The 1,027-nt window shown below is 48.0% G+C and carries 1 protein-coding gene; it reads left to right on the top strand.

What is annotated here, in order from left to right; all coding sequences use genetic code 11:
• Positions 1–484 precede the first annotated feature (484 nt).
• Positions 485–811: a hypothetical protein gene (locus tag QMK33_RS23370; protein WP_283567043.1), complete on the top strand. Its 327-nt coding sequence runs from the start codon at positions 485–487 to the stop codon at positions 809–811.
• Positions 812–1,027: the final 216 nt, after the last annotated feature.

Here is a 1,027-nt window from a genome sequence, read left to right as displayed (position 1 = left end):
CCAGCGGCTGGCGCTCGGTGAGGGCGGCCAGGGCCACTTCGGCTTTGAACTCGGCCGTGTAGCGACGGCGGGTGCGTTTGGGAGTCATAATCGGGCTAAGCTAGCCCGCTTTTTCTGTCCAGTTTTTCGGGAGTACTACATACTCACTTAACTGCTATCTGCTTGACTGTTAGCACAAAGTAGCCCCCTAGTAGCTACCTACTTGGCACCTGCTGTAAGCGGAGCAGTTTCGCGCAGCGGAACTGCCCCAACTGCTGGGAAATGGTTACCTAAAAAAGCTGCTGTTTAACAGATAAGAAATTATAAGACAGTGGATTACTGCATATTCTTGATGCGTTAAGGAAGTATTTTTCCAGAAAACTTAAGTCTAAGTAGTTGGCGGGAATCCCTTTCCTTCTTATAGCTATACATTTACAAGGCTTCTGCATGATGCAGAGCAGGGAGAGCCTAAACCCGTAAAGTAGGCAATTACTAAATTTTCACTATGAAGAAGTTTTTCCTTGCTTTTGGGCTAGCCGTACTGGCTATTGGCGGTGTCTCTGCTCAAACAACTACTACGAGTGGCTATACCAAAGCTAATGGAACGTACGTCGCTCCTTATACTCATACGCAAGCTAATAATACTAACACTGACAACTGGAGTACACAGGGAAACTCCAATCCGCAAACTGGCACTTCTGGCACCCGCGCGCAGGATTATAGTGCGCCAGCTAGCAACTATGGCGCTGGTCAAACGATTCAGACTGGCCCACGGGGAGGACAATACTACACGAATGATAATGGGCGCAAGGTTTACGTGCCGAAACGTTAATCGGAGTAAAGGGTAAAAAAAGAAGCAGCACCTGAATTAGCAAGTGCTGCTTCTTTTTTTACCCGGTTCTTCCCCGCACGTTCGATATAGTAGTGGTTGAAAAACCTTATTGGGTCTGGTGGGCTTTTCCGTAGAAAAGCGCTTTCGTCATGCTAATTTATCGCTTGTTTCTGACCGCTGAGGAACGCCAGACCCTGGAGGACTGGCGAAAGAAGT

Origin of the sequence: Hymenobacter sp. H14-R3, assembly GCF_030063445.1 — a bacterium.
Lineage (GTDB): Bacteria > Bacteroidota > Bacteroidia > Cytophagales > Hymenobacteraceae > Hymenobacter.
Note: the sequence above shows the minus strand (reverse complement) of the source record. Positions and strands in the feature narration are given on the sequence as shown.